This window comes from Streptomyces sp. NPDC057950, assembly GCF_042887295.1.
GTDB lineage: Bacteria > Actinomycetota > Actinomycetes > Streptomycetales > Streptomycetaceae > Streptomyces > Streptomyces kaempferi.
The window spans coordinates 257,860-271,717 of sequence record NZ_JBHVPP010000001.1 but is presented as its reverse complement, the minus strand read 5'-3'; the positions used below and the strand labels follow the sequence as shown (position 1 = coordinate 271,717).

The 13,858-nt window shown below is 69.8% G+C and carries 10 protein-coding genes; 7 read left to right on the top strand and 3 right to left on the bottom strand.

All coding sequences use genetic code 11. The annotated features are described in order from the left end of the window. Positions 1 to 79 precede the first annotated feature (79 nt). Together ACFVTC_RS01285 and xylA are read right to left on the bottom strand one after the other, a co-directional pair. Positions 80 to 694 (bottom strand): hypothetical protein, encoded by a 615-nt coding sequence (locus ACFVTC_RS01285; protein ID WP_390122703.1) that lies wholly within the window; start codon positions 692 to 694, stop codon positions 80 to 82. Between the two features lie 447 nt (positions 695 to 1,141). Continuing rightward, positions 1,142 to 2,308: a xylose isomerase gene (gene xylA / locus ACFVTC_RS01280; protein ID WP_168526900.1), complete on the bottom strand. Its 1,167-nt coding sequence runs from the start codon at positions 2,306 to 2,308 to the stop codon at positions 1,142 to 1,144. 162 nt (positions 2,309 to 2,470) lie between these two features. On the opposite strand from xylA, the gene xylB reads away from it, so the two are divergent. The 6 genes from xylB to ACFVTC_RS01250 all read left to right on the top strand — a co-directional run bounded on the left by xylB (position 2,471) and on the right by ACFVTC_RS01250 (position 10,962). Further along, the gene (gene xylB, locus ACFVTC_RS01275; RefSeq protein WP_390122701.1) at positions 2,471 to 3,916 is read left to right on the top strand and encodes a xylulokinase; all 1,446 of its coding nucleotides are present in this window, start codon (positions 2,471 to 2,473) and stop codon (positions 3,914 to 3,916) included. Positions 3,917 to 3,974: 58 nt separating this feature from the next. Next, on the top strand, positions 3,975 to 5,183 hold the full coding sequence (locus tag ACFVTC_RS01270; RefSeq protein WP_390122699.1) for an ROK family protein: 1,209 nt from the start codon (positions 3,975 to 3,977) through the stop codon (positions 5,181 to 5,183). Between the two features lie 211 nt (positions 5,184 to 5,394). Then, positions 5,395 to 6,888 (top strand): APC family permease, encoded by a 1,494-nt coding sequence (locus ACFVTC_RS01265; protein ID WP_390122697.1) that lies wholly within the window; start codon positions 5,395 to 5,397, stop codon positions 6,886 to 6,888. Further along, positions 6,885 to 7,898 (top strand): acetamidase/formamidase family protein, encoded by a 1,014-nt coding sequence (locus ACFVTC_RS01260; protein WP_390122695.1) that lies wholly within the window; start codon positions 6,885 to 6,887, stop codon positions 7,896 to 7,898. The genes ACFVTC_RS01265 and ACFVTC_RS01260 overlap by 4 nt, the downstream gene beginning before the upstream one ends. 155 nt (positions 7,899 to 8,053) lie before the next feature. Further along, positions 8,054 to 9,382, top strand: a complete 1,329-nt coding sequence (locus ACFVTC_RS01255; protein WP_390122693.1) for a GAF domain-containing protein — start codon at positions 8,054 to 8,056, stop codon at positions 9,380 to 9,382. 56 nt (positions 9,383 to 9,438) lie between these two features. Continuing rightward, positions 9,439 to 10,962 (top strand): aldehyde dehydrogenase family protein, encoded by a 1,524-nt coding sequence (locus tag ACFVTC_RS01250; RefSeq protein WP_148008068.1) that lies wholly within the window; start codon positions 9,439 to 9,441, stop codon positions 10,960 to 10,962. Between the two features lie 198 nt (positions 10,963 to 11,160). Here ACFVTC_RS01250 and ACFVTC_RS01245 read toward each other — a convergent pair whose 3' ends face one another. Beyond that, a complete protein-coding gene (locus ACFVTC_RS01245; RefSeq protein ID WP_390122691.1) occupies positions 11,161 to 11,721 on the bottom strand; it encodes a hypothetical protein in 561 nt (186 codons plus the stop codon). Between the two features lie 1,035 nt (positions 11,722 to 12,756). On the opposite strand from ACFVTC_RS01245, the gene ACFVTC_RS01240 reads away from it, so the two are divergent. Then, positions 12,757 to 13,821, top strand: coding sequence for a sugar ABC transporter substrate-binding protein (locus ACFVTC_RS01240; RefSeq protein ID WP_390122689.1), 1,065 nt, complete (start codon positions 12,757 to 12,759; stop codon positions 13,819 to 13,821). Positions 13,822 to 13,858: the final 37 nt, after the last annotated feature.

Below are 13,858 nucleotides of genomic sequence, written 5' to 3'. Positions count from 1 at the left end.
CACCGAATCAAGAGCTCAGGACCGTTCGCGTACGAGACGCGTGCGTGCGGCGCGAACAGCGGCCACGCGTGCGTGCCGGTCACGCCAGAGGTGCGGTGAGCCTGCGCGTGCCGCCGCCGATGTCCGCGGCCAGACTGCAGGCCACCTTGTCGATGCCTGTCCTGTAGGTGCCGGAATCCGGGTACTGCACGAGCGTGCCGCGGACGGTGCCCGCCGGCTGCTGTGCCGCCTTGCGTTCCAGGGGTGCCGCGCAGAGGGACGAAGCGGCCTTCTTGAGGGCGGCGTCCGTGGAATAGGTGCCGTTGAGCTCGCCCAATTCGACGACTTCCGCGTCGTGCGGCGCGCGGCACGAGCGCTTGGCGGCCTGCCCGGGCCGGGCCGCGCTGGTGTCGAAACAGTCGCCTGTCCCCAACATGTAGTACGGCACTTCGTCGTCGGCCAGATCGGGGACGAGTGACCGGAGATCACTCGGCAGATCGCTGAGCAGACCGCTCGGCAGTTCCGACGGAAACTCCGAGGGCAGCCCTGAAGGCAGCGCAGTGGGCAGTTCACTGGGCAGCCCGGACGGGATGCTCAGTGAGGGTGAGGGAGAACTCTCCGTGCCGCTACTGGTCTCGGCGGGCCCCTTCTTGTCGGGCTTGTCGCTGCCGCCGCCGACCAACAGGATCACGGTGACGACGGCTGCGAGGGCCACGACCGCGACGAGCACCAGGAGCAGGGGGTTTCGGCGCCGCCCTCCACGATGCCCTCCAGGGCCACCGGGCGGCGCCGGAGGCGGTGGCGGGGGCGGTGGCGGGGGGTACCAGCCGCCGCCTCCGTCCTGGGACGGGGGGCCGTAACCTCCCGAAGGGGAGCCATGGCCGCCGGACGAGGGCACGTAGCCTTCAGGCGGCGGACCGAAGCCACCGCCTCCTGAAGGCGGTGTGTTCTCCGGCGGCCGAGGGGGCTGGGGCGGTAAGGGCGGCGTGGCCATACCACCCAGAGTCGGCTCGAACCGGTCACATGGCGACCCCCGCGCGGAAGTTGATACGGACTCATGCCACGGACCGCATGATTCCGGGTAATTCCCGCGGAGATCGGCACCGGGAGGCGCGGGCCCGCAGTACCGGTAAGCGGGCCCCACGCCTCACCGACTCGTCGGTCAGCCCCGTGCGCCGAGCAGGTGGTCCATGGCGAGCTGGTCGAGCCGCTCGAAGGCCATGCCGCGCGCGGCCGCCGCTTCCACGTCGAACTCCTCGAAGGCCGCACGGTCCGCGAGCAGCGCCTGCAGGCCGTCAGCCGCGGTGGGCTGCGTCAGTTCGTCCAGGCGCGACGCGCGCAGCGCCTCCTGGACCTCGGGGTCGCCGCGGAAGGCGGCCGACCGCTCCCGCAGGATCAGGTAGTTGCGCATGCAGCCCGCCGCGGAGTCCCACACCCCGTCGAGGTCCTCGGTGCGCGGCGGCTTGAAGTCGAAGTGCTTGGGTCCCGCGTATCCGGCGCTCTCCAGGAGGTCGACCAGCCAGAACGCGGAGCGCAGGTCGCCGGCCCCGAAGCGCAGGTCCTGGTCGTACTTGATGCCGGTCTGGCCGTTGAGGTCGATGTGGAAGAGCTTGCCCGCCCACAGTGCCTGCGCGATGCCGTGCGGGAAGTTCAGCCCGGCCATCTGCTCGTGGCCGACCTCGGGGTTCACGCCGTACATCTCCGGGCGTTCCAGCCGCTCGATGAACGCGAGCGCGTGACCGACCGTGGGCAGCAGGATGTCACCGCGCGGCTCGTTCGGCTTCGGCTCGATGGCGAACTTCAGGTCGTAACCCTGGGCGATCACGTACTCGCCGAGGAGGTCGAAGGCCTCCTTCATACGGTCGAGGGCGACACGTACGTCCTTGGCGGCGCCCGACTCGGCGCCCTCACGGCCGCCCCAGGCGACGTACGTCTGGGCGCCCAGCTCGACCGCCAGATCGATGTTGCGGATCGTCTTGCGCAGCGCGTAGCGGCGCACGTCCCGGTCGTTCGCGGTGAACGCGCCGTCCTTGAAGACGGGGTGCGTGAAGAGGTTGGTGGTGGCCATCGGCACCCGCATGCCGGTCGCGTCCAGGGCCTGGCGGAACCGCTTGATGTGCGACTCGCGCTCGCTGTCCGAGGACCCGAAGGGGATCAGGTCGTCGTCATGGAAGGTCACACCGTAGGCACCCAGGTCGGCCAGGCGCTGCACCGACTCGACAGGGTCGAGGGCGCGCCGGGTGGCGTCGCCGAACGGGTCCCTTCCCTGCCAGCCGACGGTCCACAGGCCGAAGGTGAACCTGTCCTCGGGGGTGGGCTGGTAGTTCATGCCGCGGCTCCTTGCTAGCTCCGACTATTTCGTCATGGCGGTTAACAAATTAGTATGCGAAGGCGTCTCTGGGAAGAGACGAAGTGTGAAAGCTGGGCCGCGCCGGTCCAAAAGCCCACCATAAGGACAGATCCCGCGGAGCCGCGGAAGAGGGAGAGCCCGATGTCAGCAGCCGAGGGTCCGCTCGTCGTCGGGGTGGACACGTCCACCCAGTCCACCAAGGCCCTGGTCGTCGACGCATCGACCGGACGGGTGGTGGCGAGCGGGCAGGCGCCGCACACGGTCTCCACCGGAGCGGGCCGCGAGAGCGATCCGCGGCAGTGGTGGGACGCGCTCCGTGAGGCACTGCACCAATGCGGTGACGCGGCCCACGAGGCCGCGGCGGTCTCGATCGGCGGTCAGCAGCACGGTCTCGTCACCTTGGACGCCCAGGGCGATCCGGTACGCCCGGCTCTGCTGTGGAACGACGTGCGCTCGGCGCCCCAGGCCCGCCGGCTGATCGACGAGCTGGGCGGCCCGAAGGCCTGGGCCGAGCGCACCGGAACCGTCCCCGGCCCCTCCATCACGGTCACGAAGTGGGCCTGGCTGGCCGAGAACGAACCGGACGCCGTCCGCGCCACCGCCGCCGTGAGGCTGCCGCACGACTACCTCACCGAACGCCTCACCGGGGAGGCCACGACCGACCGTGGCGACGCCTCGGGTACGGGCTGGTGGGCGTCCGGGTCCGAGACGTACGACGAGGAGGTCCTCGCGCACATCGGCCTCGACCCCGCCCTGCTCCCCCGCGTCGTCCGGCCGGGCGAGGTGGCGGGAACCGTGCACGCCCACGACGAGCTGCCCTTTTCCAGGGGCACACTGGTAGCCGCAGGCACCGGTGACAACGCGGGCGCCGCGCTCGGCCTCGGGCTGCGACCCGGTACCGCGGTGCTGAGTCTCGGCACGTCGGGCACCGTGTACGCCGTCTCCACGCGGCGCCCCACGGATCCGACGGGTACCGTCGCGGGATTCGCCGACGCGCGCGGCGACTGGCTTCCGCTGGCCTGCACCCTGAACTGCACCCTCGCCGTCGACCGCATCGCCGCCCTGCTGGGGCTCGACCGCGAGGCCGTGGAACCCGGCGCGGGCGTGACCCTGCTCCCCTACCTGGACGGCGAGCGCACCCCCGATCTGCCGCACGCCTCGGGCCTGCTGCACGGGCTGCGGCACGACACGACGGGCGGGCAGCTCCTCCAGGCGGCGTACGACGGCGCGGTCCACTCGCTGCTCGGCGCCCTGGACCTGGTGCTCGACGCGGACGCCGATCGTTCCGCACCGCTGCTTCTCATCGGCGGGGGTGCCCGGGGCACGGCCTGGCAGCAGACGGTACGCCGGCTGTCGGGACGTCCGGTACAGGTGCCGGCGGCCAGGGAACTGGTCGCGCTGGGCGCCGCCGCGCAGGCCGCGGGTCTGCTGACCGGCGAGGATCCGGCCGCGGTCGCTCGGCGCTGGGGTACGGCCCGCGGCCCGGTGCTGGATGCCGTGGAACGGGACGAGGACACCCTCGCGAGGATCGCCGGGGTACTCTCCGACGCGGCCCCGCTGCTGGAACGGGAGTCGAACAGGAACTGACCGCGCACAGACCAGGACAGCCCCCACGGGGACCGGCCGGACGAGGACTGACGGAGGCATGAGCGCACCGCTGCACGAGGCCCACCCGGCCGGTTCCGCCCCTCGGCTGCCCGACACCCAGCAGGGCATGCGCCGTCGCAACCTCGCCCGGGTCATGCACACCGTGAGAGCCGACGGGCCGCTGTCGCGTGCCGCCGTCGCCTCGCGCATCGGTCTGACCCGGGCGGCCGTCTCCACGCTGGTCGACGAGCTGATCCGTACCGGACTCCTCGAAGAGCTCGGCCCCGAGCGTCCCGGCCGGGTGGGGCGCCCCGGCTCGGCCCTCGCGGTCAGCGGACACGGACCCGCCGGGGTCGGCGCCGAGGTGGGCGTCGACCATCTGGCGGCGTGCGTGGTCGATCTGCGCGGAGACGTACGGGCCCGTGCGGTGCGGCACGGCACGAACCGCGGTCGTCCCCCCGGCCCCGTGATCAGGGAACTGACCGCCCTGGTCCGTCAGGTCGTCGCCGAGGCCGAGCGTGAGGGACTGTGGCCCGCGGGCCTCGCGGTCGCCGTGCCCGGCCTGGTGGCACGCGACGCCCGGACCGTGGTCCGCGCCCCCAACCTCGACTGGCACGACACGGACCTCGGTGCGCTGCTGCCCGCCGAACTGCCGCTGACCGTGGACAACGAGGCGAACTTCGGCGGCCTCGCCGAACTCTGGCTCGGCAAGGCGACCGCTCGCGACTTCCTGCACGTGTCGGCGGAGATCGGTATCGGCGCGGCGGTGCTCGTGGACGGGCACCTGCTGCGCGGGACACGGGGTTTCGCCGGCGAGCTCGGCCATGTCCCGGTGCGTCCGGACGGGCCGGAGTGCCCGTGCGGCAGCCGAGGATGCCTCGAGCAGTACGCGGGTGAGGAGGCCGTCCTGCGCGCGGCCGGTCTGGAACCGGGCGGCGACCGCGTCGGGGTACTGGCCGAGCGTGCCGCCCGAGGCGACGAAGAGGTTCGACGCGCCCTGCGCGACGCCGGAACCGCGCTCGGCATCGCGCTGACCGGGGCGGTCAACCTGCTCGACCCGGAGACCGTCGTGCTGGGCGGAGCGCTGTCCGGCCTCGCGCCGTGGCTGCTGCCCTCGCTGGAGGACGAGCTGGCGCGACGCACGGCGGGTCCCGCCTGTGCCGTGGCCGTCTCGCGGCTGGGTCCGCAAGGGCCGCTGCTGGGAGCCGCCCACTCGGTGGTGCGGGCCGTGCTCGACGATCCGTCGTCGGTCGCTGGGCGGTCGTAGGCAGGTCGCGGCGCCCGGCCGCGGCCGTCACGGAACGCGGCGCGGAGCTCCCGTTCCCTCCTTCGGGTGGCCGGATTGTCCACAGTCCAGGACTTGTCCACCGACTCACGCCTCGCTCTTCCAGCCCAACCGGCAAGCGCCGTAACGTGATTCACGCGAGGCGCAGCCATCGGGGCCGACGGCTCGGTGTCCGGGCGGATCGGGGGATCACATGTCGGGGGAGACTGTTGCGGGACTGCGGCGCGACGCCATCGGGCTGCGCGAGGTCCTGTTCCAGAGTGTCACGGCCATGGCGCCGGCCGCCGCGGTCGCCGCGTCCATCCCGTCGGGCGCGGCGTTCGCGGGCGGCAGCCTGCCGCTGTCCGTACTGATCGCGCTCGTCGCGTGCCTGTTCACCGCGTCGTGTGTGGCCGAGCTCGCGCGGCAACTGCCCTCCGCGGGCTCGGTGTCCACGTACGCGGCGCAGGGACTGCACCCGACCGTGGGGTTTCTGGTCGGCTGGGGCTATGTGTTCGTCGAAGCACTGGTGCCCCCGCTGCTGCTTCTGCAGCTCGGGTTCACCACGGCGGGCACGCTGCACCAAGAGTGGTCCTCGTACCCCGACGACCTGTGGTGGCCGTGGTCGCTCGCCGGAGCCGCGGTCATCGCGGTGGCGGGCTACTTCGGAGTGCGTGCCTCGGCCCGCTTCGGGACCGTTCTCGGCGTCTTCGAGGTGCTGGTCTTCCTCGTCTTCGCCATCTGGCTGATCGTCAAGGCGGGCGGTGACAACACCCTGTCGGTGTTCGGGACGTCGCACACCGCCGAGGGATACGACGGCATCGGCGGCGTGTTCGCGGGATCGGTCTACACCGTGCTGGCCTTCGCGGGGTTCGAGGCGGCGGCCCCGCTCGCCGAGGAGACGAAGGATCCGCGCCGGACGATGCACCGCGCGGTCCTCGGCGCGGCGCTGGCGATCGGTCTTGTCTACGTCCTCACCACCTACGCCATGGCCGTGTACGTCGGCCCTGACCGTTTCGCGGGTTTCTCAGCCTCCGGAGCCGCGTCCTGGGAGGGTGTGGCGCGCGCCTCGTTCGGGCTGTTCTGGGTGCTCGTGTTCCTGGCCGTGGTCAACTCCACCATCGCCAACGCCAACGCCTGCGCGACCGTCTCCACCCGGACGGCCTTCGCCCTGGGCCGGATCAAGGTCTTCCCGGAGTTGTTCGCGCGCTTGCATCCCCGGCACCGCTCCCCCGTCGCGGGGGTGGCCATACAGTGCGCCGTGGCGATCGCGGCCATGCTCGGGCTCGGTTTCGCCTACGACCCGGTGACGGCTTTCCTGCTGCTCGCGACGGTGATCGTGACGGTCGTGATCGGTGTGTACATCGTGGTGAATCTCGCCTGCGCGGGCTACTTCCTGCGTCGCAGACGTGAGTTGTTCCGTCCGGTACGGCATCTGCTGTTCCCGCTGCTGGGCATCGTCGCCTTCGTCCCGGCTCTGTTGACCGCCGCGGGTCTGCCCGTCTTCGACTTCGTCTCCGAGCTGACCGCACCCGTGTCGTACGCGGGACCTGTCGTCGGGGTGTGGATGATGACCGGAGTCGTGGTGCTGATCATCCTCTCGCGCCGGCACCCCGGGCGCATAGCCGAGACCGCCCGTGTCCACCTCGATGAGCTCGATGAGACCTCGTCCCCCGATCCCCGGCAGAGCGGAGCCACACAGCCATGAGCGACCCTCGTATCCTGACCGTACGGCCCGGACCCGGTGAGTACGCGTGGACCTTCGGCGGGGCGCCGCCGGTGGCGCGCGTCGCGCCGGGCACCATCCTCGATCTGTACACGGAGGACTGCTTCGCCGGGCGGGTGCGCTCCGAGAAGGACCTGGTGTCCGAGGTGTGCGAGTTCCCGTTCCTCAATCCGCAGACCGGCCCCTTCCACGTGGAGGGCGCGGAGCCGGGTGACACCGTGGCCGTGCACTTCGTGTCGATCGAGCCGGCCCGCGACTGGGCGGCCTCGACGACGGTCCCGCTGTTCGGCGCGCTCACGTCCACGCACACCACGGCCACGCTGCAGCCGGCGCTGCCGGAGACGGTGTGGATCTGGCAGCTCGACCGGGAGCGGCGTACCGCCCTGTTCCGCGCGCGGGACAGCGACATCCGGATCGAGCTGCCCATGGATCCGATGCACGGCACCGTCGGGGTGGCGCCGGCGAATCTGGAGGTGCGCTCGGCGCTGGTGCCGGACGCCCACGGCGGGAACATGGACACGCCGGAGATGCGAGCCGGCGTCACCTGTTATCTCGGGGTGAACGTCGAGGGGGCCCTGTTGAGTCTCGGTGACGGGCACGCGCGGCAGGGCGAGGGCGAGACGTGTGGCGTGGCGGTCGAGTGCGCGATGAACACGGTGGTGATCGTCGAGCTGCTCAAGGGAGTCGCCACCCCCTGGCCGCGCATCGAATCCGACACGCACATCATCTCGACCGGTTCGGCACGCCCGTTGGAGGACGCGTTCCGCATTTCCCAGCTCGACCTGGTGCAGTGGCTGGTGCGTGACTACGGGTTCAGCGAACTGGACGCCTACCAGTTCGCGACACAGGCGGTCGAATCACCGCTCGCCAATGTCTGCGACACCAACTACACCTGCGTCGCGAAACTCCGCAAGGAGTGGTTGCCCGCGCGCGAGACGCATCGTGGTCTGCACGCGCGGTTGCGCGAGACCGCCGCGGCGCTGCGCCTCTGAACGACGGACTGCCGACGCCGCCTTGCTTCTCCCTCCCCTGCGCGTCGCCTCCGGGCTCGCCCTGTCCCGACTACCGCCGCACCGTCACAGAGCTTGTCCGGATCCTCGCTGGACGTGACGATGGTCCCAGCCGCATCGCCATGCCGGGAGGCCGAATGACCGATCCATGGGTTGCCCTGGAACCGGGTGCCGATCCCGTCGAACGAGTGCGAACCCTGCGCCGGGCGCACGAGGCGTTCACCGAGGCGGGCACGGTGCCGCGCCCGGTGCGCTCCGTGGTGGCCGAGTCGTGGCGGCGCTCGGCGCGAGCGGGCGTCGTACCCGACGGGACCGCGACGGTGGAGCTGACGGACGGGGATCTGGGTTCCTATCGGGCGGAGCATCCGCTGGCCGCGGTGATGCCGCTCTTCCGCGAGCTCATGGGGACGTTCGCCGCGGACGGCAAGCATCTTCTCGCGGTCTGTGACGCGCAGGGCAGGCTGCTGTGGGTCGAAGGCCATCCGACGACCCGACGCCAGGCGGGACGGATGAACTTCGTACCGGGCGCCCGGTGGTCGGAGACGGCCGTCGGTACGAACGCGCCGGGGACCGCGGTCGCCGTCGACCGTCCGGTGCAGGTCTTCGCGGCCGAGCACTTCATACGGCGCGTCCAGCCGTGGACGTGTGCGGCGGCTCCGGTGCACGACCCGCGCACCGGCCGGGTGCTCGGTGCGATCGACATCACCGGCGGGGACGGACTCGCGCACCCGCACAGCCTCGGTTTCGTGCAGGCGGTGGCGCGTGCGGCGGAGTCCCAGTTGGCGCTGCTCGCACCACCGAGGACGGCCGCGGACACGGTCGAGCTGACCGCGCTCGGCCGTGACGAGGCTCAACTGGTCGCGGGAGGGCGCAAGGTCGGGCTGAGCCGCAGACACAGCGAGATCCTGGTGCTGCTCTCCAGGCACCCGGAGGGCCTGACGGGCGACGAGTTGCTGTGCGCGCTGTACGAGGACGAGTCGGTGACGCCGGTGACGCTGCGCGCCGAACTGACCCGCCTGCGCCGTCTGCTGGATTCCGGCCTGCTGGCCTCGCGCCCCTACCGGCTCACGGCGCCGGTCGAGTCGGACGTCGCGGTCGTGGAGCGTCGGCTCGGCTCGGGCGCGATCACGGGGGCCATGACGGCGTACGCCGGTCCACTGCTCCCGGGTTCGATGGCCCCGGCCGTCGTGCGCCTGCGACGCCGGCTCGCCGACGGACTGCGCACGGCGCTCATCGCGCGCCGCGACCCCGACCTGCTGGCGGACTGGGCACGCGCCCCGTGGGGCGAGGACGACCTCGACGTGTGGCGGGCGCTGGCCGCCGTACGACCGACGGCCGCGGTACGGTCCCGGCTCGACGAGGTGGAGTCCGAACAGGCCGCGCCCGCGGGATGGACGCCCCCGAGGCCCGGCGGGCGAGGCCATGTGCGCCCGTCCGCAACGTCGTCGCAACGTCCGCGTTTCTAACCTCGGGGCGAGAGCTGCCCAACGGCGGGCGGCGCTTCTCCGGGAGGCAGACCAGCATGACCCGTTACGCGGCGCCCGGCACCGAGGGCGCGATCGTCTCCTACCAGGCGCGTTACGACCACTTCATCGGCGGCGAGTACGTGCCGCCGGCTCGCGGGCAGTATTTCGAGAACCCGAGTCCGGTCAACGGGCAGCCGTTCACCGAGGTGGCGAGGGGTACCGCCGAGGACGTGGAGCGCGCCTTGGACGCCGCGCACGCGGCGGCGCCCGGCTGGGGCCGGACCTCCGTCACGGCGCGCGGCGACATCCTGCTCAAGATCGCCGACCGGATGGAAGCGAACCTGGAGAAGCTGGCGGTCGCCGAGAGCTGGGAGAACGGCAAGCCGGTCCGCGAGACCCTGGCCGCCGACATCCCGCTCGCCATCGACCACTTCCGGTACTTCGCGGGGGCGATCCGCGCCCAGGAGGGCTCGCTCGGCGAGGTGGACGACGACACCGTCGCGTACCACTTCCACGAGCCGCTCGGTGTCGTCGCGCAGATCATCCCGTGGAACTTCCCCATCCTGATGGCGGTCTGGAAGCTCGCGCCGGCGCTGGCGGCGGGCAACGCGGTCGTCATCAAGCCCGCCGAACAGACCCCGGCGTCCATCCACTACTGGATGAGTCTGATCGCGGATCTGCTGCCGCCGGGCGTCGTGAACATCGTCAACGGCTTCGGTGTGGAGGCGGGCAAGCCCCTCGCGTCCAGTCCGCGGGTGGCGAAGGTGGCGTTCACCGGCGAGACCACGACGGGGCGGCTGATCATGCAGTACGCCTCCGAGAACATCAAGCCGGTCACCTTGGAGCTGGGCGGCAAGTCGCCGAACATCTTCTTCGACGACGTCTGGTCCCAGAACGACGACTTCCGGGACAAGGCGCTCGAGGGCTTCACGATGTTCGCGCTCAACCAGGGCGAGGTGTGCACCTGTCCGTCGCGCGCGCTCGTCCAGCGCGGGAACTACGGCGAGTTCATGGAGGCGGCGGTCGCCCGCACCGAGCTGATCAAGCCGGGGCACCCGCTCGACACCGACACGATGATCGGCGCGCAGGCCTCCAACGACCAGCTGGAGAAGATCCTCTCCTACCTGGACATCGGCCGGCAGGAGGGCGCCACGATCCGCACCGGTGGCGAACGCGTCGAGTACGACGGTGAGTTGAAGGGCGGCTATTACGTCCAGCCGACCATCTTCGAAGGCGACAACCGTATGCGGATCTTCCAGGAGGAGATCTTCGGCCCGGTCGTATCGGTCACGTCGTTCGACGACTTCGACGACGCCATCAAGATCGCCAACGACACCCTGTACGGCCTCGGGGCCGGCGTGTGGACGCGCGACATCAACACCGCCTATCGCGCGGGCCGCGCGATCCAGGCGGGTCGGGTGTGGACGAACTGCTACCACGCCTACCCCGCGCACGCGGCGTTCGGCGGCTACAAGCAGTCCGGCATCGGTCGGGAGACGCACAAGATGATGCTGGAGCACTACCAGCAGACCAAGAACCTCCTGGTGTCGTACTCGCCGAAGAAGCTGGGCTTCTTCTAGACACATGCGAGAAGGCGCCTGACGTGGGTTTTCACCCGTCAGGCGCCCTTCGCTCAAAGCACTCTCGACCGAGCCCGGCTTGCGCGCCAGCTCCTGATTCCTCCCACGACTGCACCCCTCATGACCAGCGCTTCCGGACCAGTCACGGACCAAATCCCCGGTTCAGCCCTCGGGTAAGTCACCTTGGCTGACGCGCTGTCACTCGTTCATGGACTGCTCGATGAGACGCTTCGCCTGCTCTCGAAGGCCGTCAACGAACTTGTCGTAGTGGCGAAAGAGAACCTCGATGCTCTGGCCGGCGCGGCGGGCGCACTCGGCCGGGTCCACTCCGGAGTAGAGCCAGAACGAGATCCCGGCGTGCCGGGGGTCGTAAGGCCGCTTGGTCAGGCGAGAAGTGCGCCCGGTACGAGTCAGGGCGTATTCCCGGGCTCGCGCCCACGTGATGCCGTAAGCCGCAGCGTCCACGTAGTCGCCAGCCTGGTTCCGGAAAAGTCGACCGTCAGGTGCCACGTCGAACCGATTCACATGGGCACGCAGCATGCGTACGAACTGCGGCGGGATGGGAACAGGCCGCGTCGCGCTTGCCGCGCGACGCTTGAGCGAGGGCACCTCGTGCACCTCACCGTCGTCGGTCCGCTCCTTGCCAGACGTGACAACCCCGTCCGAGAGGTTCAGCATCCCCCATCCCGTCTTCGGCAAGTGGCATTGATCGATCCGAAGGTGGATGACCTCAGCCGGCCGCATGGCCGCGAAGTACATGCAACCGAAGAATGCTTCAGGGGGAGGGCCACGCCCCCGCCGGCGTGCAACGGCCTCGAGTAGCTGAAGCACCCGGGGCGGATCGGGAACGGCGGCCGGATCCACCTCCTCATTGACTGCTGGCGCTTGCCACCGGAGCCCCTTGAGGGGATTCTCCGCGAAGTACCCCCTTCTCCACGGCAGTGTTGAGAACCTCGTTGAACGCAGCCCTGTTGCGTCGGGCTGTCGTAGCCGCAGCCGCTTTGCCATCCGGTTTGTGGCACATCCCATCGAGTGCCCGCCTCACAACGTCGGCTTCCGCGAGGGCACTGACCGGCAGAGAGTTCCGCTTCATCCAGTCCAGCGCGTGGAACCACTCCTCGGCTGGTTCGCGCTGCCAGGCTTTCTTGTTGATTGCCCACGAGTACAGGGCACGCCGCAGCACCCGCGGATCCGAAAACGTTACGCCTGGGCACACGCGTGTCCGGCACCAGGCGAGGCGCCTCGGGGGCATCGGTACGTACGAGGACAGGGATGTCCCACCCGTGCGTGGCGGTGGTGACGGCGTGGGGTGCCCCTGACCTCCCCATGGGGCACTCGGGGTCGCCCGTCCCGACAACTGCGGCCTGCCTGGCGGGCGTTCGCGTTATTGGCTGATGTCAGCCATGAATTTCTTGCACACAACCGGACCGTGTCAACCGTCTCGCTGGGATGAAAATCGCTTCCTCCGTGACCACAGGCTTCAAACATCCCTTTTGTCAGACTTGCCACTGGACATGCATCCCATGTCTCACTCGGGGCAAGTCGACTCACGCGCGACAACCACACCTCGGGCTTCCCCCGAGAGATGGGATGGATAGCCCTCCCCGACCACGCGGGATCAAATCAGCACCAGCCTGAACTGGACTGTTCCGATCACCTTGCGCATGCATCTGGACACCGGCCTGATGAAGCCTCTATAAACATCCCATCTCCCGAGGGGACGCGCCGGCACAGAGTGCTCACACCCGCGAAACATGTCCCCACAGATTCGGAGCCATCCAGAAAGGAGCACCCATGAGACTCAGAAGCACGCTGGTCACCGCCGTCTCGACGGCCTCCGCGCTCGTGCTGATCACCGCCTGCGGCGGAGGCTCGGGCACAGCCGCGTCGTCGGACGGCAAGCCGCTGGTCGGCGTCGACTACCCGCGCTCCGACACCGACTTCTGGAACTCGTACATCAAGTACACGCCGGACTACGCCAAGCAGCTCGACCTCTCCCTGAAGACCACCAACTCGCAGAACGACATTGCCAAACTCGCTTCCAACGCACTGACGTTCATCAGCCAGGGCGTCAAGGGCATAGCCATGGCACCGCAGGACACCGCCGCCATCGCGCCGACACTGGCGCAGCTGGAGGCGAAGAAGATCCCGGTCGTGACCGTGGACACCCGCCCCGACAGCGGCAAGGTCTTCATGGTGGTGCGGGCCGACAACCGGGCGTACGGCGAGAAGGCGTGTCAGTACCTGGGCACCAAGCTGGACGGCAAGGGCAAGGTCGTGATGCTGGAGGGCGGTCTCGACTCCATCAACGGCCGTGATCGTACCGAGGCGTTCAACGAGTGCATGAAGAAGAACTACCCGGACATCAAGGTGTTCGGCGAGGCCACGAACTGGGAAGGCGCCGTCGCCGCACAGAAGCTGCAGACGGACCTGACGGCCCACCCGGACATCAAGGGCGTCTACATGGAGTCCAGCTTCGCCCTCGCCAGCACGCTCCAAGTCCTCAAGCAAAAGGGCCTGTTGGTCGGCCCGCAGGACAAGAAGCACGTGTTCGTCGTCTCCAATGACGGCATTCCCGAGGAACTCAAGGACATCGCCGCCGGGAAGATCGACGCCACCGTCTCCCAGCCGGCCGACCTCTACGCCAAATACGCCCTGTACTACCTGAAGGCCGCGATCGACGGGAAGAGCTTCAAGCCCGGCAAGACCGACCACGACAGCACCATCATCCAGGTCCGCGAGGGCCTGCTGGAGGACCAGCTCTCCGCCCCGCTCGTCACCGCGGACGGCGGCACCTACGGCGGCGTGGCCAGCGTCAAGAGCGACGACACGTCCCTCTGGGGCAACAACCTCGGCTGACGCCGTGTCGGACCAGCAGCGACTCACCCGAACAAGG